Below are 19,423 nucleotides of genomic sequence, written 5' to 3'. Positions count from 1 at the left end.
GTAGTTGACTATACGCAACTACCTTTTGTCTATATAATTTATATATTATTTTTTAAGAAGAGGCTGGTGGACATATACATTCGAAACCCCATTCGGAGATACGATCCACATGGCAGTATAGAAGGCTTTAACTCCTCCGTTGTTGGCTATGATGTATACCGTCGATTTCTCTGGATTGTAGTAAACCGCCATATTTTCCAATTCGGGATTGAGTAGATGTTCATAAACCTTTTTAGGAAATACAATCTTTTTCCCTTTAATAATTACACTCATAGAATGATAGCGAAGTCTAGGAGAGACATTGTTATTGACTCCCATTGCCGTTTTGTTATTTATGGTGTAACCTCCGTAAATATCTTGTCTGATTGATTTATCATTCTGAGCAATCTTTGAAACAGAGATGTCTATACGTACATCGTCATTCTTGAAAAATACGTTTCCATAGGCCGAAATCTTGCCTACTTCAACCACATCATAGTCGTCGACACGCATAAAATCAGTTCCTCTTATATATCCTCTTTTTGTGGTTCTATTTGGGCTATAATGATCTACATATCTCCAAGGATCTATTTCTAAATCAGGAGGGTATAAATAGAACACCGAATCGTTCGGAACTGTTATAGCGTTGTTAAAATCACTGGGACGTGGGCAAAAATCAATTGTTTTTCTGATTGTATCTTGTGCAATAATAAATTGGGCGAAGGAATCTAATTTGCAGAAAAACAACATAATGAATAGTAGCGAAATTGTGTAATTTTTCTTCATAAGCATATCTTTTATTTTGTTTGTTCGTGTTTGTAATCCTGCCCCTTTGCAATTGTTTATGGGATTACCTCATAATTCTTTCTGGCTTCAGTAAGCGATACTGCATTGAAATGCCACCATTCACCCCTTATAGTTAAGAATCCGGCATAAGTCATTATTTCTCTTAGAAATTGTCGGTTTTTTACTTGCTGAGGTGTTAGAACTCCTCTTTCTATAAGTTCAGCTTCTTTGTTTATTCCGGCAGCACTACCAAAATAGTCGAAAGGGGTTCCCATGTCCAGAGGTTTCCCATTTTTGTCACATATGGTAAGATCAACAGCCATGCCATAGTTATGCAGACCTGTTCGCGAAGGGTTTGCTACATAAGCAGCAAACTTGGTATTCTGAACGACTTGATACATTTTTTTCTGTACACTAAGAGGTCTTACAGCATCATAAACAAGCAGGCTAAGTTTTGGGTTGATAGTTTTCAGACGCTTCTGAGCTTTTATCAGTTTTTTTGCAGCAACAGGATGCAGATATATATTTAACAAACTGTCGTAAAGAATTGTTTTAGTAAAGTTGTCTGTGGTCGCATATTTCAAATCGAAACGGATGCTGGAGTCTAACTCATTGACATTAACCAGATTCTTGGATTGTAGGTATTGTTCTAACTTGGAAGTCTTGCCTATGCTTTGTGCCACTACGATAGATGGCACAAAGCATAGGAATAGTATTATATATATAAGAAGATTATTCTTCGTCATCGTCTTCATCGAAGTAAGGAATTTCGAAAACCTCTCTACTAAGAACTTCATCTATCTGCTTACATACAACAGAATATTCGTCTGTATCAGATAGACGGTCGATTGACAAGAGGGCTTCTCTCAAAGTTTTTAATGTAACAACGTCTTCTTCACTTGGACCCGCTTCCGGAGTACTTGTAAACCATACGAGCTCACCTTTAAACTCCGATTCAATCGCTTTGTAAAATGAAAGAGCAGTTTCTTTTTCTCCTATTTGCTCTTTGATGCGTGCAGCCTCTATCATATCCGGACCTAGTATATTCTTGTAGTGGCTCATGACTGATAATGAAAGCTGCGTTCTGTTCATCATCAAAAAATGCAGGGCTTCGATATTATCCTTTAGCTTATAGTAAAAGATGAAAGCATTTAGTGCTGCCCTCATTTCGGCACCTTCAGCCCAAATAAGAGGATTAATGGCATTCTTAGGGTAATTCTTTACCTGCTCCTTAATCGAATTTACTGTATTAGGTATTACGGAATCAAAAAGCCTCTCACCAATATATAGTCTAAGGTCTTCTTTTTCTCCGTTTATATCTAAGGATAAAACGAGTTTTACCAAGTCTTGTGCAAGAGTACTATTTCCTTCTTTAATTAAACCGAAGTTTTTGTTTTCCAAAGTTTCACTTTTTCCAGTTGTGAATAATTCGGAAATGATTATGTTCAGTTCATCATCAAGATCTTCAGATGTGATGGATGTTATTTTATCTGTATCGTCAGTTGAAACAGCTCCCCAAAGCTCTCTCTTATCACTATTTAGATATGTTTCTATCTCTTCACTCAGTGTTAGTTTGTCCTTCATCAGTATCTATATTTTCGTTGATATTATTATCTGTAATTAACTCTTCTTCTATTTTTTCTTTGCGCATTGCCTTGTATATCTCTTCTTGAATCCTTTCTCTAATCTTTAAAGCCGAGAGATTGGTATGAGTGCGTTTTTCGTGAACTCTATTTGATAAAAAGATATAGATCATATTATTATCCGGATCAATCCAGAAGCAAGTTCCGGTAAATCCTGTGTGCCCATATACACTGGCAGGAGCACTTAGCGATGTAGGTCCTGATTTGTTTGTTCGCATTTCCGGCTTGTCAAAACCTAAGCCTCGGCGCGATGTAGAGCTTTTTGTGCTTGTAAATAATCGGCATGTTTTCTCTGAGAGGTAGCGCTCTCCTCCATAAGTCCCATGGTTTAGCCACATCTGGTATAATTTGGCCAGATCGTTTGCATTAGAGAATAAACCAGCGTTACCGGATATTCCTCCCATGAATGCAGCGCCTTCGTCATGTACATATCCTTGGAGCAATTGTTTGCGAAGGAAATCATCTTTTTCGGTAGGAACTATGCGCTCCTCTTTAAATTTAGTCAGAGGATTGTAAGTTGTAGTCGTAGTTCCGAGTTTTTTGAAGAAATTATCTTGGGTAAAAGTGTTTAAATCTGTTTGGGCTATATCTTCAATTGCCTCTTTCAATAACATGAAATTTAGGCAGCTGTATAAATAATTTTTCCTTTTTCTTAATTTCGAGTCTGCAATTGCGCTAATAATAGTGTCTTTGTAGGTCTTGTTTATGAATAGCCCCTTTGCTAGTGGAGAATAGCCTTCTTTTTTGATTTCTGAAATTAATCCAGTCTTAAATTTGTAATCTGTTCTAGCCCATGTTCTTCCATCAAATTGAGCCTGATATACAGAAGTTCTACTTCTATTAAATAGCTTTCCTTCGTAACTGCTATCATCAATTGCTCTCATATAATAAGGAATAAAGGAGACCAATCCCGTTTCGTGCAATAAGGCCTCTCTTATTGTAATTCCCGATTTGTCAGTCCCCTTTAGTGCAGGTACATGAGTGCTGATTAGTGTAGTTAATTTAATTTTGGAATCGTCATATAACTTCATTATTGCCGGAACAGTAGCTGATGCTTTTGTCATAGAAGCAATATCATAAATAGCATCATTGGTAACCTTTTGCTCTCTGTCATATTTATATGATCCAAACGAACGATTGTATATAACAGTCCCATCCTTTACAACTAAAACCTGACATCCAGGGAACGCTTGTTCCTTTATCCCTTCCTGAACAATAGTATCAATAGGGTTAAATCGGTGAGACGTTATGCCTACAGATTCGGGCATCCCATAGCTTAACCTTACTTTCGGTGTTTGTATGCCTTCTCCCATCGCGTATAATCCACTAATATTAACGGGGTTTTTACCTATAATGTCATTTCCTCCGAAAAGAGCCTGAGCGGAATACTCCTGAGCCAATTCTGACCCTTCATAGGCCAGGATGACACCGTTTGCTTTCTTGATAGATGAAGCATAAGAAGTCATTCTGTATGGTACAATAAAGAAAGCAAGAACGAGGTCTTTCTTCTCTGATATGTTTACTATTGCTGTATTTACATTGCTCCTTGTAGAATGGATAGAAACTATAACAGTATTATAAGCCTCTAGCTTCTTTTTTAGTTTTAGTAACTCATCGTTACTAGATGCCGAAAAGCAATCAACATCAGCATATAGCTTTAATGATTCGTGAAACTCGTTTTGAGAAGATTCTCCAACCGATATAGCAGCAATTTTTCGTTTGTTCAGTTTCTTTAAAGGGATAATAGAATCGTTGTTTTTAAGTAAGGTGATAGCTTCTCTGTGTAATTCTCTATTCAACCATTCTGCATAGGGAGTATTTAGATTATTTATTAAGTTTTCTGTTTCTATCTTTTGCCTTTTGTTTATTCTTAAAAGATATTTGTAGGTAAGCACCTTCTTACATTTATGTTCTATAAGGGAATTGCTTATAGTCCCATCCTCTACAGCCTTTCTTACAGAGTTATATTCTCGTTCCAGATCTACAGGTCCAAGAAGAATGTCATTCCCGGCAAGTAAAGCCCTGACACAATAATCTTTCTCTGTAGAAACGCCTTTCATCTGCAATCCATCAGTAAAAATCAGACCCGAGAAACCCAATTCTTTTTGTAGTAAATCAGTTACTATTTTAGGAGATAGAGAACTCGGTTGACTTGTTTTATCCAAAGCTGGTATGTTAAGATGGGCGACCATGATCCCTGATAAGCCTGCATCTATATACTCTTTGAACGGCTTTAATTCTATTTCGTTGAGCCTCTCTCTGTTGTGATTTATTATTGGTAAGACCTTGTGCGAATCGGTTGAAGTATCCCCATGTCCAGGGAAATGTTTAGCTACAGCCATTACTCCTCCTGCTTCAATTCCTTTAGAATACATTACTCCTTTGCGGGCAACACTAATAGGATCTTCTCCAAATGAGCGGTTACCTATAACAGGATTGCTTGGGTTGCTATTAACATCCATGTCTGGAGCAAAGTTGACATGAATGCCCATCAGTTTGCACTGTCTGGCAACCTCTTGTCCGTAGAGGTATAAAAGCGAATCATTCTGAATGGCGCCCAACATCATGTTGCGCGGAAATCGAGTTGTATTGGATAGCCGCATTGATAGTCCCCATTCCCCATCTAAAGATATCATTAGAGGAATCGCTGCTTTTTCTTGGGCGGCATTAGTTAAATTTGCTTGCTCAATAGGGGTACTTTTAGAAAAAAGCAAGCCTCCTACATATTGGTTCTCTATATATCCTTGTATTCGCTTGCGATTCGATTCTGTATCGTTACCAAAAACTACAGGCATAAAAAGTTGTCCTATCCGCTCGTCTTCCGACATCTGATTGTACACGGAGTCGACCCATAAAGCGAGCTTTAGGGTGTCAGCTGAATTGTAAAATGAAGTTTCTTTCTTAATTGTTATTGTATCTGATGCTATACCTTGGAGGTAACCAGCGAAGATGATAGTAAATAGGGCAGCAATATATTTTATTTTCATTATTTAGCAATATCTATATTAAAGAGGTTAAATTCCTCTTTACAAATATAAGATGAATATGTTTATATCCCTAAACTATATATTTGCCGAGTAATAAATTTAAGTTAAAATGCATTTTCTAAACTAAAACTATAGTCATGTTAAGATGCTGATAAATGAACAAAGGAAAGCCAATTGGCTTTCCTTTGTTATATGAGTTTTATTTTATCTGAATTATTTATTCATAACCCGGATTTTGCTCCAATAGAGTATTTGCTTGTAATACTTCGTAATGGATAGGGAAACGATGTAGATTTTTATCATTAGTCGCTTTGTGATCCCACCAGTCTTCAGTTACATAAGCATCCCAACGGATTAGGTCTGTACGACGACGACCTTCGCCAAGGAATTCAAGCATCCACTCGTCTAGCATACGATACTTGTCAAGATTAGCTGCAGTTACAGGATTTGGATCTCCATCCTTGAAGTAACGAGCACGAACTTTATTGATTAGTTGAGCTGCTTCAGCCTTTTTACCTTCACGCATTTTACACTCGGCAAGTGTATAATATATTTCAGCTAAGCGTATAATTGGCACGTCAGGATCATGCATGCGGTTTTTTTCATCTTGGTTAGGTCTTGGACTACGCTTAATCAAACGTATACAAGAATTTTCCTCTGCATGCGCAATTGTTGAAGGTAGAGATTCTAGTGTAGGATATTCTTTACTTCCTACTTTAGATAGATAACCTACCATGTCTACAATTTCTAAAACTTGTCCTACATATTCTCTACCTCCTTTGCAAACGAAATTAGGGTTTAGAGGATTGACTAATTTGCCAACAATGAACATCCCTCTGTGTTTGCCATTACCCTCATAAACATATGGTTGCTTACGAACGTCTTTGTCGTGGAACTTCTCGTATATACCTCCTAGTTTGTAGTCGTATTTCTTACCAGTAGGAGCATAGCTTGGAATTAGGCCATAGCCATTATTTCCTCCTGAGCTTTCAAGACCTCCTAAGTAATCTTTGAAATTGTAAGGAACCATGGTTGCCCAATTGACACCTTGTGTCTCTAATTTAGCATTTTCACTAGGGACACTCCAGATAATCTCTGTACTTGTTTCATTTTCAAAACCAAATGTCTTAGTCCAGTCTGTGTCTAGCTCGTACTTGCCATATTTACCATCAATAATATCTTGGCATATAGCTGCAGCTTCGTTGTACATCGCTTTGCCGATATATGGTTCTGCATTGAAGTATAACTTAGCTAACAAGGCAGCGCCTGTGGCTCTATTGATACTACCATTTTCAGCTTTCCCTAAATCTGCTTTTATAGGTAAGTTAGGGATGGCTTCGTTGAATAATTGCTCTATATAATCAAATGTTTCTTGTGCAGAGGAACGTCCTTTAACCTCTTCTTGAGTAGTGGAATATAAAGGAACCCCTCCAAAAAAATCTAATCCATCTAAGTAAAAAGATGCTACAAGCGCTTTTTGCTGGTTTAGCATAGATTCTCTAGTACCTTCAGCAAAGCCAAGGGCGTCAAAATTTACATTCTCCAGATCTTCTAATGCATCCCACGCCAAAGCAACACCCATGGCATAATTACTCCAACCATCTTTTATTGCTGTCATATCATCTGAATATTTGTGGTGGTGGAAATTCTGGAATACAGCACCATTGTACCAGTCACTACCACGAGTAGGAAGACATATCTCATCTGTACCTAATTCCTGTAAATTCCATCTGGCTTCACTTTGAGCAAGATACCAACGCCAGTGCGTAAAAGGACGGTTGAATCGTTGCCAGACAGCATCTTGTGATTGGTAAAAAGTTTCTGGTGCAACCTGTGAATAGAAGGTCGGTTCTACATTACATGCAGTAGCCGTAAGTAGACAAGCTAGACCTATAGCTGCCGATTTAAATATATTTCGTTTTCTCATTTCTTGTATTTTTAGAATTTAACTTGAAGACCCAAGGTGTATGTTCTTGTCGTAGGATAATAACCAGACCAGAAATTTTCTGTACCACCAGCCCATCCTGTGATATTAACTTCAGGGTCCATGCCGTCATAACCGGTGATTGTAAATGCATTCCCTACAGTACCATATACGCGAATTTGGTTTAAAAGCTTAGTGTATTTAGACATATTTAAGGTATATCCCAGAGTGATTGCATCAACTTTTAGGAAAGTTCCATCTTCTAAGAAATAGTCTGTTTGCTGTTTCTCTCCTGTGATGTGTGCATTCTTGCCGTAAGCAGATTTAAGTTTATTAGTGGATTCTGGAGTTTGAAGTCCAAAATACATTTCCACTGCGTTATATACATCAAAATCAATCCAACTACGCATATTGATACCCAAGTCGAAATCTTTATACTGGAAGGTATTTCTCCAACCTATCATTAGTTTAGGAATATAACTTCCTATGTATTGCTTATCATTCACTGTTTTTTCAGATGCAGGTATAACTTCTCCCTCTTTGTTATAGAGCAAGAAATCTCCATTATCGTCGAATCCGGCAAATTTCCATAAGAAGAATTTACCAATTTCAGATCCGGCTTCTATTCTGGCAGCATCACCAGGGTCTCCAGGAGAAGGAAATCCATTTCCATTAATTGTTGTATTGGCCATTGCTAAGTTAACTATCTTAGATTGGTTTTGAGAGAAATTGATATTTGATGTCCATTTAAATTCTTTATTGTCTATGATAGATGCACCTAAATCGAACTCCCATCCCTTACTTTCCATTTCTCCGATATTTTGCCATTGCGATCCATTAGGATATGGAGGCTGTGGAACTCGCATATCATATAAGAGTCTATCTGTTGTTCTTATGTAATAATCAAATTTTCCATAGACGCGATTGTTGAATAAAGAAAAGTCTAATCCAAAATCCCACTCTGCTTTTTCTTCCCAACCTAAATTTGGATTTATATTCTGGCTTTTACCATATGAATAAGCCCAAGTTCCATCAGGTAGCATCCAATACGTATCAGAACCTAACATATTTGCCATATAAGAAGAGTCGAAATCATTATTACCTGTTACTCCATAGGCTGCACGAACTTTAAGGTCGTCTATCCAGCTGATATCTTTCATGAAACTTTCATTCGAGATTCTCCAACCTGCAGATGCTGACCAGAATGTACCCCATCTGTGATTTGCCCCGAACTTGGAAGAGCCTTCATGGCGAATAGATGCCTGTAGCATATAAGTGTCTTTGTATGAATAATTGGCTCTGGCAAAGTATGCTAATAAGCGTTCTGTTATAGCTTTACTTGAAGATATGCCAGCTTTACCATCGTCTTTTGCTTTACCATTACCCATATTCCAGAATTCAATACCATCAACATCGAAATTATAGTTACTCATGCTGAAACCTTCATTGTTCTTTTCAAAATAAGAATAACCTCCTACTGCACTTAAGGTATGTTTCCCTTCATCGAAATCTCTGATGTAGTTGAAGTAACCTTCGGAAGTTAAGTTCTCTGTTTTTGAAAATTCAAGTTCAGCTGTTCCTGTCTTTTTTTCTTCAAGCTCACTTCGATGATATTTAGATCTGTAATAATGTCTTTCCCATTGGCGATTTTCGTAACCAACAACTTGTTGATAAGAAAGACCCCGTATCGGTTTGATATTTAATTTAAGAGTAACTTCAGGTTTAAACCATTTGTCAAGACCTTCATCTTTAGAAAGCTTTCTGTCAGCAAGCATGTTGTAGTCAAGGGTATTCCCTGTCCATACATTGTATCCTGTTTCGCTTTCAGGATCATAAGGCGATCTTGTCGGGTTGTTGCGTAGAGCTTGTTGGAAGTTAACAAATCCTCTTTCTCTCCAAGCTTGTCTATAGCTGATATTAGGTTTGATTTCTAACCAGTCATCAAGAACTTTGAAGTTCGCATTTACACGTCCACCATAATCCTCGCGTCCGTCTCCTATAGCAATACCTTGATTGTCTTCATAGAAGAAGTTCATGTAGAATTGAGCATTCTTAGTCCCAGATTCAAGAGATAGTTCATGTCTTTGAGAAAGGTTATCATGGTTGATTAGTTCATCCCACCAATCTACATCGTGACCATAATCTTCGCCGATGCCATATTTTACGTACTCTTCAGCAGATAATAGATCGGGAGCATTGTAAGATTGTCTTTTTCTGAATTCGGCACTGTATGTCATTCTTACTTTTCCATCAGTATTGCTACCTTGTTTTGTTGTGATAAGAATTACACCACTGGCAGCTCTCGTTCCGTAGATAGCTCCTGCAGAAGCGTCTTTTAGAACATCAACGCTAAGGATATCATTCGGTGAAACTGAACGGATGTCTCCGCCAGGGAAACCATCAATAACAACTAGAGGAGCTTTGCCAGCATTGATAGAGCTCATACCTCTCAGCTGTATTGTTGTCCCGTCATTAACACTCCCATTGTTAGCGAAAATAACACCACTGATAGCACCCTGTAGGGAGGATGTGATGTCTGCTCCTCCAACACCTACCATTAGGTCTTCAGATTTCAGAGAAACAACCGAGTTCGTTACTTGTTTCTTATCCAGAGTACCATAACCAATTACTACAACTTCATCCAGAAGGCCAGCATCTTCAGATAGTATAATATTTATGGCGCTTTCTCCATTTAATATATACTCTTGAGGGTGGAAACCTACATATGTGATAACGATGGTTGCATTTTCTGCTACATTTCTGAAAGTGTAAACTCCATCTACGTCAGTAGTGCCTCCATCGGTAGTTCCTTTTACAATAACACTGGCTCCAATTAGAGGCTCGGTTCCATCAGTTACAGTCACTTTAACACTGTGAGTCTTTTGTAGAGGGCTTAAGCTTTCAGAGTTCTTGTCCACATTTTTATCAGTAGTAGCCATCATTGATGGACTTGCTAAGAATAAACCTGCACACAAAACAGCAGTACCAATACATGATTTGTTTAGCAATCTGTTGAATAGATCACCAATCTGTCGATGTGTTTTAATCATCCTTTTTTAAGATTTAATTAATAATACGTTAAATTTTTTAAGGTTATTCCACTTAAATAAACGGACATTATGTAATAATGTGTAGTTTGTTTAAGATTAACAACCGGCATACAAAATAAAAATTCGAGCAAATATAAATATAACTTTTGTATAAACAATGTCTTAATATTTTTAACAAAGGGGGGAATGGTTAACAATGTGGTCGCAAACAAAGCTAGTAGGTCGTTTGACTTTGTTTAGATATGAATGTTAAATTTTAAATTATGTTAACCGAACATGTTTGAGGTGAGATTTTTTGAGATAAAATAATAATTAAGACAGTCATTAATAAGCGTTGTTTATCCTATTTACTAATGACTGTTTTGTTATAGTGATAGATGCTTAGTCCTTTTGTGTATCTAATTTCCAATTGTCTCTTCTGAACGGAGATGCAGGTAGTTCTGAACTATTGTAAAAATTGACATCTGGGTTGATTTCCCAGCAATAGCGAACGGCTATGGGGTTACTTATGCTTTCTGAATAGACCATTATTTTATCTTTATCAATAAGTTTGGCCTTAGCCCATACAAATTTTTGATCCTTCCCTGCAATAGAGAATCCTTCAATATAGCCATATCTATTTTTGACTATTATCCCATTTTCAGTATTGTCAAACGTGATTATAATTTTGTTATCTTTCTTTTCCATTGATCTATATGTCGGACCTGAATATACTATGTCTTTTATGTTAAAATCTTTGTTTAGAGCAATTAAAGCTAAGCGTTTACCCACATCTTGCTTGTTCCGGGGATGGATGTCGTTCGCATCTCCAATGTCGGTAGTGACTGCCTGTCCTGTTTTTTCTAGCGATAAAGTGAGATTTTGTGCTTCTCTTAATTCCGCCCAATGGTCGTAAGTTGGTGGTTGTTCTGACTTATGCATAAAAGAAGCTAATTGAACCCAGTAAAAAGGGAGACTATCATTCCACTTTGAGCGCCAATCATTGATGAGTAACGGAAATAATGTGCGATAATTAAAAGCAGCTCCCGCATTATTCTCTCCCTGATACCATATAACCCCTTTAATTGCAAATGATTTGATAGGGTCTATCATTGCATTGTATAGTAGGCTGTTGCATATGTTAGGTTCTCCATCTATGAAATTAAATCCTTTACTACTTACCGTTTCTTTGTATAGCCAGTTGCCTGCAAGGGAATATTGTCCTTCTTCGGTGGTGATATAAAGTTCATTAGGTGTGCCTGTAAATCCGCCTGCCCCTCTTCCATCCATGACTTTGACGACAATTGAATTAGCACCAGCTTTTAAAATATTGGCTGGGATGTTATAAGATCTATCATGCCCTGCGCCTTCGGTCTTACCTATTTCTACTCCATTTATCCATGTAATGTCATCATCGTCTATTTTTCCTAAGTTTATAATTGCAGGTTTGCCAGCATCTTTATCTGCGATATTTAGGGTGTATCTGAACCATACAGCTCCATCAAAATCAGCTAAATCTGTATTCGACCATTCTTGAGGGATGGCCATTTCTTTCCACGAATCAGTGTCTAAATTGATTTTTTGCCATTCCTCTTCTATACCTATATCGTTTGTAACTAATTCTGTGAAAGCTTTTTTATTGTTGGCATTTTGCTTTAAGATTGAGTCTACTCCTATTTCATAGACTTGTTTATATCTTTCTTTAAATAAAGAAGGGAGCGTATCGAATGCATTTGAGCTTATCCATGTTTCTATGTCAGTCCCGCCCCAAGAGGAGTTTATTATTCCTATTGGTAGACCAGTTTTATTATGTATTTCTCTTGCAAAGAAATAAGCTACAGCAGAAAAATCAGATACTGTTGCAGGAGAGCATATCTCCCAGGTACCTTCAATGTCTACATTCGTACTTGTAGAATAGTTTGGTTTTACATTAAAAGAGCGAATATTTGGATAGTTCGCATTGTTCTCTTCATTTTTGTAATTATACACTTGTCCTCCTCCGGCATTTACTCTCATAGCCATGTTGGATTGACCGGAGCATAACCAGACCTCACCTATTAATATATTAGATAATTGAATTCGATTTTTATCGCCTATGATATTAATGTCACACGGATCCCCGTAGTCTAGAGCTGGGAACTCTACGATCCAGTTGCCATGTTTATTAGCTTTTGTTTTCTTTTCTTGTTTTCCTAAACTAACTTTTAGATTTTCTCCTTTTTTGGCTGTCCCCCATATTTTTATAGGTTTATGGGCTTGTAGTACCATATTGTCTGTAAAGATATTTGCAACTTTAACTTGTGCTGAAAGTGTAATTGTTGCACATAATAATAGAAATAATAGTATTGGTTTTTTCATGGTATTGGCATTTGTTTTATTTGTTGGAATTATAAATATATACAAATAAACTTTATCGTTAAAGCTTATGACTGAAAAAATAGTATTTTGGTAGAAGAAGTAATAATTAATTATTTCATTATTAATATGTTTGCCCTTAATTTATTTTTTGTCTTCTGCCTGTAAATAGCAGCGATTAGTTTTCTCGTATTGAAATAATATGAATCTAAAGCTATTGAAAATATTTAAAATGATGTTTTTTCTGCTTTTTATGTTAAAAAAGTCAGATTTGTAGAGAAATATTTGCATAATATAAAGTCAAATCATAAATTAGCGGAGGTTTAACGATTAAGTTATTCTTGTTGACTTTATTTATAATACTAAAAGCCTGATCGACAATGAGAGTTTCATTAAAAGATATAGCAGAAAAATTGAACTTGTCCAAGACCACAGTCTCGTGGGTATTGACGGGTCAGGCAGAGAAGAAAGGAATTAGCAAGGCTACCCAAGAGCTTGTTAAAAAATGCGCTGAAGAAATGGATTATCAACCTAACTTGATAGCGAGAAGCTTAAATGTTGGTAGTTCAAAAACGATAGGACTGATCTTACCCTCTATTTCTGATGATTTCTATTCTTCTGTGGCAAGAGAAATAGAGAAAAATGCTAGTAACAATGGGTACTCTTTAATGATTGCCAGCTCAGAGTCAAATGTAGAAAAGGAAGATAAAATACTACGTTTGTTTAGAGCAAAGGGTGTTGATGGAATTATTTTAGCTCCAACGAAAAGGTCGAAAAGAGAGATAGAAAGATTGATAGACAGTAAGTTCCCTTTAGTTACTTTCGACCGTTTCTTTCCAGAGCTTCAGGCTAGCTATATTATAATTGATAATAAAGAGAGTAGTTATGAATTAACTAAGCATTTGATTGAAAAAGGCTGTAAGAATATTGCCTTGATCACTACTAATCCACACTTAACAACAATGGGTTATAGAACAGAAGGTTATGAGCAAGCTTTGGCAGAGGCTGGTATAAAACTAAATCCAGCATTGATTGGTTGCGTTGAGTATGAAGACTATGATAAAAACATAGTGAAGGTATTAGATTCTATTTTTGAAAAAGTTCCGGATGTTGATGGTTTCTTTTTTGCTACTCATATTTTGGCTATAGAGACATTCTTGTATTTTAATAACAGAGGGATTGATTTTAATGAACGCTTTGGGTTAGCATCTATACATAAAGTCTCTACTTTCGATATTGTTGCACCTAAAATTAATGTAGCAGAAATGCCCGTCTTTGATATAGGTAAAAATGCAGTTGATGTTTTGTTAAGAGAGATAGAATCGCAGAAGAAAACAACTGGGAAAAGAGGTCAATATAAAATCGTTTTACCTTGTTCTTTGTTCTTGTTTGACTAATCCTTGTTGGGAGTTAGTCTTCGTTCTTTGTGTTATGTATTTTTTTTATCATTTTACTTTATCGTTAAAGTTGATAAAGTAAAGATGTATAGATGTAATTATAAGAGATTAATTGTTAACCAAATGCCCTATATGAAAAATACTACAATGTCTTTAATTGTAATCCTAACATTGATTGGACTTTTTTCTTGTTCAAATCAAAAAGATCGAGTAGAGATTACTGAAATGAAATGTGAATATCAAACCTTTCCAATAGGTATTGATGCTCAGAAGCCTCGTTTTGTCTGGAATTATAGCTCGACAGATAATGCTGGATTTATCCAAAAAGCCTTTAAAATTGAAATAGCTTCTAATAAAGAAGTGTTGTTGAAAAATGAATCTGGAGACATATGGTCTTCTGATCTCGTTAATTCAGAAATTAGCTTTGTCGAATATAATGGAGAGGCTACATTAAAGTCACATGCTAAATATTATTGGAAAGTAAAGGCATGGGGTGCTTCGTCATATAAAAGCATAGAATCTAAGATAGATAGTTTCGAAACAGCTAAATTATCTCAAGACGACTGGAAAGCCTCATGGATAACAGATCAGTTTGATAAAGAATACGGGCCGGCTCCTATGCTTCGTAAAACATTTGAAGTAAATAAAGCGGTCTGTAAAGCTCGTGCTTATGTAAGTGCGACAGCTTATTATCAACTTTTGATAAATGGTTCCGATGCTCAGGTTCATAGTTTGGAACCGGGATATACTCACTATGATAAACGTAATTTATATACAAGTATAGATGTAACATCTCTGTTGAAAGAGGGAAAGAATGTAGTAGGTGCGGTTTTGGGTAATGGCTTCTACAACGAGGCAGCACCCGTAGCTACTTGGGACTTCGAAAAAGCAAGGTGGCGCGATCGTTCAAAGCTGATAATGGAGCTTCATGTATGGTATACCGATGGCTCGAAAGAAGTTATTCTTACCGACAAAACGTGGAAGACCTCAACAGGCGCTTCTGTTTATAATAATATTTATAGTGGAGAAAGATATGATGCTCGCCTCGAAAATAGTGGTTGGAGTAATGCTGATTATGATGAATCGACATGGCAACAAGCAATCGAAACGAAAGCACCATCTCCACTCTTGGTAGCACAACAAGTAGAGCCGGTGAAAGTAGTGAAAGAGATACCGGCAGTTTCTATGAAGTCTTTTGGAGATACATTATATGTGTTCGATTTTGGAATTAACCTAACAGGTGTATGTCGCATCAATCTGAAAGGAGAGAAAGATACAAAGGTGACTTTGATGCATGGAGAATTGAAGAAAGACAATGGACGCATCGAAATGAGGAACATTGATATATATTACAATCCGATGAAAGATATCGAATTCCAGACTGATACGTATTACATGAAAGGTGGAGAGGTAGAGACTTTTGCCCCTAAATTTACCTATCATGGTTTCCAATATGTAGAAGTTAAATCAGACAAACCATTGAAACTTAAAAAAGAAGATGTAACGGCTTTGTTTATGCACTCAGCAGTCGAGCAAGTTGGACATTTTAGCTGTTCGAATGAGTTATTCAATAAAGTATGGGAAGCGACCCTCCGCTCTTATGTTGGAAACTTGCATAGTATCCCGACAGATTGCCCTCAGCGCGAGAAAAATGGATGGACAGCCGATGCTCACGTTATCATAGACTTAGCATTGTTAAATTATGATGGTATTAAGCTTTATGAAAAATGGATGGATGATTTTATTGACAATCAGCTTCCAGCGGGAAACATTTCGGGTATAATTCCGAGTTCTGGGTGGGGGTACGATGATTGGATAGGACCAGTATGGGATGCAGCTTTATTTATTATTCCTACAGCGATTGAAAAATACTATGGAGATACAAGAACGATCCATAAGCTATATGCAACGTACGAACGATATCTTCAATACCTGAAAAATAGAGAAGACGCTAACGGTACGGTTACTTACGGCATTGGAGACTGGGTGTTTTATAAAGCTCAGACCCCAACAGATTATACAACAACTTGTTTCTATTATTACGATAATAAATTGATGGCTCACTTTGCTGAAGTGACAGGTAATGATCCTACTCCATATTTGAATAAAGCGCAAAGTCTGAAAGAATTTATTAACACGAAATATTTTGATGCAGAGGAAGCGATATATGCCAATGGAACACAGGCAGCACAAGCTGTAGCCTTAGGTCTTGGTATAGTTCCCGAAGAATATACCCAAAAGGTGGCTGATAAGCTTAATCAAATAATAGTAGATAATAATTATTTTCTCGATTTTGGAGTACTGGGTAGTAAATATGTACCAAGAGTACTAACTGAGTATGGATATGTTGAAACAGTTTACAAGATGGCAACGAAAGAAGAGGCTCCTTCGTGGGGAAATTGGATTAAAAGTGGATTGACTACTTTAGGTGAAACATGGGTATTGTCGCCTGAATTTAGAGACGCTTCAGTTAACCATGTATTCTTAGGCGATATTAGTTCTTGGATGACAAGAAGTATAGCCGGAATAGACTGTGATGAAAGTGTACCGGGCTTTTCTAAGATTGTTATAAAACCTCATTATGTGGAAGACCTTACTTGGGCTAAAGGTGAATACAAGTCAGTAAAAGGTATGATAAAATCGGAATGGAAACGCGAGGGGAATAAAATAACACTAACGGTTGTTATTCCTGAAAATACATCAGCTATTGTTTATACTGATAAGAAAGAAAATGTCAAAGGGGGCAAACATACATTCTCTTTTACTCTTTAGTTAAAAGTAAACAAGATTAAACTTAAACAAGTGATATAATGAAAATTAAACACACGACACACTATTTGATTCTACTCGTTGCTTGCATTTTGATGTCTTCAACGCTAGGAGCTGAAAATATATCTCTGAATGGAACCTGGAACCTGAAATTCTTCCCTCAGCCAAGAGAGGTGGTTAGAACTCCTCAGGATATGATAGCAATACAAGGGACAGAGATAAGAGCAACCGTACCTGGAAATGTGGAATTGGATATGCTGAAAGCCGGTATTATTGCAGATCCTATGATCGGTAATAATGTGTATGATCTCCGAAAATATGAAGGACATCAATGGTGTTACTCTAAGAGATTTGCTACACCTCAGATAGGAGAAGATGAACATGTGAAGCTTTTCTTCGGAGGGATAGACTGCCTTGCCGATATCTGGTTAAACGGAGAGCAAGTCGGTTCTGTAGATAATATGTTTATCGAGCATGAATTTGATGTGACAAGATTATTGAATAAAGGAGGAGATAATGAACTTCAGGTGATTATCCGTTCCTCAGTAATAGAAGCTCAGAAATATTTTTTGGGAACCTTCAGTGTTGGCAATTTTGCGAACGAAGAATCGGTTTATCTGAGACGAGCTCCTCACACATACGGCTGGGATATCATGCCTCGGTTGGTGAGTGCTGGGCTATGGAGAGATGTTGAGTTACGCGTGGTAAACAATACTAATATTGTAGATGCGCATTGGATGACAACTACTATAGATTTGGAGAATAAAAAAGCTCAATTATTTCTGGATGTTCAAACAGAAATACCTTTCGATCAGCTAGACAAAAGCAGAGCAATTGTAACTCTTACAAGAAAAGGGAAAGAGGTTTATAAGTCCGATTTTGATATTATAAGACACGCTTTTCGTGTTGTCGTAGATTTGGAAAATGTAGATTTTTGGTGGCCGCGAGGATATGGCGAGCCTGCTTTATATGATGCTAAAGTTGAATTAGTATCTGAAGAAGGAAGGGTACTGTCTAAACATGAATCAAAAGTTGGAGTAAGGATAACAAAGCTAGACCTTAAAGATGTAAACCGTATGCCTGATGATCCTGGTCGCTTTTGCTTTATCGTAAATGGCGAAAGACTATTTATCAAAGGGACAAACTGGGTGCCCATTGATGCCTTGCATAGTAGAGATGCTTCTTTGGTAGAAGATGCAGTTAATCTGATGGTTGAAATGAACTGTAATATGGTCAGATGTTGGGGTGGAAATGTATACGAAGATTCTCGTTTCTTTGAGTTATGCGACGAAACTGGTATTATGGTATGGCAAGATTTTGCGATGGGATGTACATTCTATCCTCAACGGCAGGACTTTGCCGATGCAATCGAAAAAGAAGCTATATCGGTAGTACGAAAATTCAGAAACCATCCATCTCTAGTTCTTTGGTCCGGTAATAATGAAGATGACTTGGCTCTAAGATGGAGCATGCGCCCGTTCAATATAGACCCAAATAAGGATCTCGTGACAAGAACGACACTTCCGCGAGTTATATACGAGATGGATCCAACCAGAGATTTTTTGCCAAGCTCACCGTATTATAGTCAAACTGTGTATGATGAAGGTAGTCACGATGATTTATTACCGGAAAATCATCTGTGGGGGCCAAGAGGTTATTATAAAGATCCTTTCTATACCGAGGCAAAAGCTCAGTTTGTAAGCGAAATAGGGTATCATGGTTGCCCTAATCGTGAAAGCCTTGAAAAGATGTTTACTCCAAAGTGTGTTAGCCCCTGGCTTAATGGAGAAGTTGGTCTATGGAATGACGAATGGATGACCAAGGCTGTGAGAATATACAGTCAATCTCCAAAACAGGGCGGAAGGAATGATTTAATGACTAATCAAGTGAAAATTTTATTTGGCTCTGTTCCTGCAGATCTGGATGATTTCATCATGGCTTCTCAGTCAGTACAAGCCGAAGCAATGAAATTCTTTGTTGAGATGTGGAGAGGAGATAAGCCAAATAGATCGGGAATTATCTGGTGGAACATTCGTGATGGATGGCCAGTGTTATCTGATGCTGTTACAGATTACTACAATTCGAAGAAATTAGCCTTCCATTTCTTGAAAACAGTGCATGAAGATGTTTGTGTATTTGTTAATGACGCTAAAGAAGGTGTACATCCGTTGGTAGTCGTAAATGATACTCGTAAAGTGTCTAAAGGGAATGTAAAAGTGGTAGATGTGGCTACTGGTAAAGAAATATATAAAGGGTCGTTTACTATAGAAGCAAACGGAAGAGCGGAGATAACAAAATTGCCAGAAATGAGTGGACAGGGGATGTTATTGATTAGTTACGATGTAGAAGGTAAGAAGTTGGCGAACCATTATTTATATGGCGAACCCCCATTCAAACTAGCTGATTATAAGAACTGGCTGAAGAAGACAAATATATATACAATCAAATAATTAATGAGTTAAAGTCTCATTATTAGAAATCTTATGAAATGAAGGATTACATGTTATAGAATAAAGGGCACTTGTCGATTATCACAGCATCTCTTATATCTTTT

General features: G+C 37.0%; 10 protein-coding genes. 3 read left to right on the top strand and 7 right to left on the bottom strand.

The window, feature by feature from the left end:
* Positions 1-45: 45 nt before the first annotated feature.
* The 7 genes from DHU68_RS00930 to DHU68_RS00900 form a co-directional block, all read right to left on the bottom strand.
* Positions 46-765 carry a hypothetical protein gene (locus DHU68_RS00930; RefSeq protein ID WP_108821616.1) on the bottom strand — a complete coding sequence of 240 codons (720 nt, stop codon included), beginning with the start codon at positions 763-765 and terminating at the stop codon, positions 46-48.
* Positions 766-821: 56 nt separating this feature from the next.
* Positions 822-1,520, bottom strand: coding sequence for a M15 family metallopeptidase (locus DHU68_RS00925; protein WP_255412392.1), 699 nt, complete (start codon positions 1,518-1,520; stop codon positions 822-824).
* Positions 1,498-2,349 carry a hypothetical protein gene (locus DHU68_RS00920; protein ID WP_108821095.1) on the bottom strand — a complete coding sequence of 284 codons (852 nt, stop codon included), beginning with the start codon at positions 2,347-2,349 and terminating at the stop codon, positions 1,498-1,500. The genes DHU68_RS00925 and DHU68_RS00920 overlap by 23 nt, the downstream gene beginning before the upstream one ends.
* Positions 2,324-5,395 carry a glycoside hydrolase family 3 N-terminal domain-containing protein gene (locus tag DHU68_RS00915; protein ID WP_108821094.1) on the bottom strand — a complete coding sequence of 1,024 codons (3,072 nt, stop codon included), beginning with the start codon at positions 5,393-5,395 and terminating at the stop codon, positions 2,324-2,326. The genes DHU68_RS00920 and DHU68_RS00915 overlap by 26 nt, the downstream gene beginning before the upstream one ends.
* 217 nt (positions 5,396-5,612) lie before the next feature.
* On the bottom strand, positions 5,613-7,322 hold the full coding sequence (locus DHU68_RS00910; RefSeq protein ID WP_108821093.1) for a RagB/SusD family nutrient uptake outer membrane protein: 1,710 nt from the start codon (positions 7,320-7,322) through the stop codon (positions 5,613-5,615).
* 11 nt (positions 7,323-7,333) lie between these two features.
* The gene (locus tag DHU68_RS00905; RefSeq protein ID WP_108821092.1) at positions 7,334-10,369 is read right to left on the bottom strand and encodes a SusC/RagA family TonB-linked outer membrane protein; all 3,036 of its coding nucleotides are present in this window, start codon (positions 10,367-10,369) and stop codon (positions 7,334-7,336) included.
* A 381-nt stretch (positions 10,370-10,750) separates the two neighbouring features.
* The gene (locus tag DHU68_RS00900; protein ID WP_108821091.1) at positions 10,751-12,706 is read right to left on the bottom strand and encodes a sialate O-acetylesterase; all 1,956 of its coding nucleotides are present in this window, start codon (positions 12,704-12,706) and stop codon (positions 10,751-10,753) included.
* Positions 12,707-13,083: 377 nt separating this feature from the next.
* Here DHU68_RS00900 and DHU68_RS00895 point away from each other — a divergent pair, with 377 nt between their 5' ends.
* The 3 genes from DHU68_RS00895 (at position 13,084) to DHU68_RS00885 (ending at position 19,319) form a co-directional block, all read left to right on the top strand.
* A complete protein-coding gene (locus DHU68_RS00895; protein WP_108821090.1) occupies positions 13,084-14,100 on the top strand; it encodes a LacI family DNA-binding transcriptional regulator in 1,017 nt (338 codons plus the stop codon).
* 132 nt (positions 14,101-14,232) lie between these two features.
* Positions 14,233-16,872: a family 78 glycoside hydrolase catalytic domain gene (locus DHU68_RS00890; RefSeq protein ID WP_255412391.1), complete on the top strand. Its 2,640-nt coding sequence runs from the start codon at positions 14,233-14,235 to the stop codon at positions 16,870-16,872.
* A 38-nt stretch (positions 16,873-16,910) separates the two neighbouring features.
* Positions 16,911-19,319: a sugar-binding domain-containing protein gene (locus DHU68_RS00885; RefSeq protein ID WP_108821089.1), complete on the top strand. Its 2,409-nt coding sequence runs from the start codon at positions 16,911-16,913 to the stop codon at positions 19,317-19,319.
* Positions 19,320-19,423: the final 104 nt, after the last annotated feature.

It is taken from the genome of Dysgonomonas sp. Marseille-P4361, from assembly GCF_900343125.1.
GTDB lineage: Bacteria > Bacteroidota > Bacteroidia > Bacteroidales > Dysgonomonadaceae > Dysgonomonas.
The sequence above is the reverse complement of the archived record's forward strand: the minus strand, read 5'-3'. Positions and strand labels throughout refer to the sequence as shown.